3 protein-coding genes are annotated in these 2,545 nt (G+C 71.0%); all 3 read right to left on the reverse strand.

Going from position 1 to position 2,545, the window contains the following annotated elements; translation table 11 throughout:
• Nucleotides 1–21: 21 nt before the first annotated feature.
• The gene (locus tag ASF38_RS04355; RefSeq protein WP_055962777.1) at nucleotides 22–846 is read right to left on the reverse strand and encodes an SDR family oxidoreductase; all 825 of its coding nucleotides are present in this window, start codon (nucleotides 844–846) and stop codon (nucleotides 22–24) included.
• Nucleotides 847–856: 10 nt separating this feature from the next.
• Entirely contained in the window at nucleotides 857–2,080 is a 1,224-nt protein-coding gene (locus ASF38_RS04360; protein ID WP_055962772.1) for an acyl-CoA dehydrogenase family protein, read from the reverse strand.
• A gap of 1 nt (nucleotide 2,081) precedes the next feature.
• On the reverse strand, nucleotides 2,082–2,545 hold a 464-nt coding region (locus ASF38_RS04365; protein WP_369815152.1), incomplete at its 5' end, for a MaoC family dehydratase.

Here is a 2,545-nt window from a genome sequence, read left to right on the forward strand (position 1 = left end):
GATGGGAATCGCTGGGACGGGTCAGGCCTCGAGGTGGCGGCGGTAGCGCTGCATGCCGGAGATCCACCGGTCGGGGTCGGCGGCCTTCTGGGCCCACATGGTGGCGACGTCGGGGTGGGGCAGGGCCTGGAAGCGACCTGCCTCGACGGCGTCGAGGATCGTCGCCGCGACCTCGGCCGGCTCGAGCGCGTTGCCGGCCGACGTGACCGCGCGCATCCCGAGGGTCGCGTCGGGGTCGTCGCTCGTCTCGCCCGACTCGAGCATGGCCGTGCGCACACCCATGGGGCACGCGCAGGTGACCTGCACGCCGCGGTCGCCGTAGGTGGCGGCGAGCCACTCGGCGAAGCCGACGGCCGCGTGCTTGGTCACCGAGTAGGTCGGCGAGCCAAGCTGGGTGAGCAGGCCCGCGGCCGACGCGACGCTCACGAAGCACCCCGCCGGACCGCTCTCGGCGGTCGCACCCTCGACCCACCCGGGCACCAGTGCCCGGGCGGCGGCGACGTGACCCATGACGTTGACGTCCCACGACGCGGCCCAGTCCTCCGGCGAGGCCTCGAGGCCGAAGCCGCGGAACACGCCCGCGTTGGCGACGTAGAGGTCGACCGGCGCCGGGGCGCTCTGCAGCACCGCGTCGACGCCGATCTCGCTCGTCACGTCGGCAGCGCGGCGGTGGACCCGGTCACCGAGCTCGTCGGCCAGGGCGTCGGCGGCGGCGTCGAGCCGGTCGCCGTCGAGGTCGGCCAGCACGACCGAGCCCGCACCCCGCTCGAGCAGGGCCCGCGCGACGGCCAGGCCGATGCCGCCGGCCGCACCCGTGACGACCGCCGACGCTCCCTCGATCCTCATCGCCCAGGCCTCATCGTGCCGCGTACTTCTTCAGCTCGGCGCGGGCGAGCGAGGCCTTGTGCACCTCGTCGGGTCCGTCGGCGAAGCGCAGCGTGCGGATCCCGGCGAACATCTCCGCGAGCGGGAAGTCCTGGCTCAGCCCACCGGCGCCGTGCACCTGGATGGCCTTGTCGAGGATCCACTCCACCGTCTGCGGGGTGGCGATCTTGATCGCCTGGATCTCCTTGTGGGCGCCGCGGTTGCCCACGGTGTCCATGAGCCAGGCGGTCTTGAGGGTCAGCAGGCGCAGCTGCTCCAGCTTGACGCGCGACTCGGCGATCCAGTCCTGGACCACACCCTGCTGGGCGATCGGCTTGCCGAAGGTCGTGCGGCTGAGCGCACGCTCGCACATGAGCTCGACCGCACGCTCGGCCAGGCCGATCGAGCGCATGCAGTGGTGGATGCGGCCGGGCCCCAGGCGCGCCTGGGCGATGGCGAAGCCCTCGCCCTCGCCGCCGATGAGGTTCGTGGCGGGCACGCGGACGTCGGTGAACCTCAGCTCGGCGTGGCCGCCGTGGTCGCGGTCGTGGAAGCCGAACACGTGCATGCCGCGCACGACCTCGAGCCCGGGGGTGTCGCGAGGGACGAGGATCATCGACTGCTGGCGGTGGCGCTCGGCCGACGTGTCGGTCTTGCCCATGACGATGAAGACCTGGCAGTTCGGGTTCATCGCGCCGGTGATCCACCACTTGCGGCCGTTGATGACGTACTCGTCGCCGTCACGCACGATCGACAGCTCGATGTTGGTGGCGTCCGACGAGGCCACGTCGGGCTCGGTCATGGCGAACGCGGACCGGATCTCGCCGGCGAGCAGCGGCTTCAGCCACTGCTCCTTCTGCTCGGCGGTGCCGAACATCGTCAGCACCTCCATGTTGCCCGTGTCGGGTGCGGCGCAGTTGATGGCCGCCGGAGCCAGCTGGATGGACCGGCCGGTGATCTCCGCGAGCGGGGCGTACTGCAGGTTCGTCAGGCCGCCCTCCTCCGGGTGGCCGGCGAGGAAGAAGTTCCACAGACCGCGCTCGCGCGCCTCGGCCTTGAGGCCGTCGAGCACGGCCGGCGGGTCCCAGCGGTCCTCGTCGTACAGGGCCTTGATCTGCTGCTCGGCCTCGTGCTCGGCGGGGTAGACCTTCTCGTCCATGAAGGTCTCGAGCTTCTGGATGAGCTCGGTGGTGGTCTCGTCGAAGGCGAAGTGCATCTCAGGCACCGGCCATCACGTAGATGACCTCGGCGATGCACACCGGCTTGTCGGAGCCCTCGCGCTCGACGACCACGTTGACGATGCCCTGGGTGCCGATCGGGATGTCGCGGGTCTCGACGAGGGTCGCGGTGGCCCGCAGCCGTGAGTCGACCGGGACCGGGGCGGGGAAGCGCACCTTGTTGGCGCCGTAGTTCATTCCGAACGCCAGACCCTGGATCGAGTAGATCTGCTCGACGAAGACCGGCAGCAGCGAGAGCGTGAGGTAGCCGTGCGCGATGGTGCCGCCGAACGGGCCCGACGCGGCGCGCTCGGGGTCGACGTGGATCCACTGGTGGTCGCCGGTGGCGTCGGCGAACGTGTTGATCTGCTCCTGGGTGACGGTGACCCAGTCGCTGGTGCCGAGCTCCTCCCCAGCGGCTGCCTTGAAGGCGTCGAGACTGTCGAACACGCGGACCATGGGGG

Source organism: Aeromicrobium sp. Leaf272 (assembly GCF_001422865.1).
Classification (GTDB): Bacteria; Actinomycetota; Actinomycetes; order Propionibacteriales; family Nocardioidaceae; genus Aeromicrobium.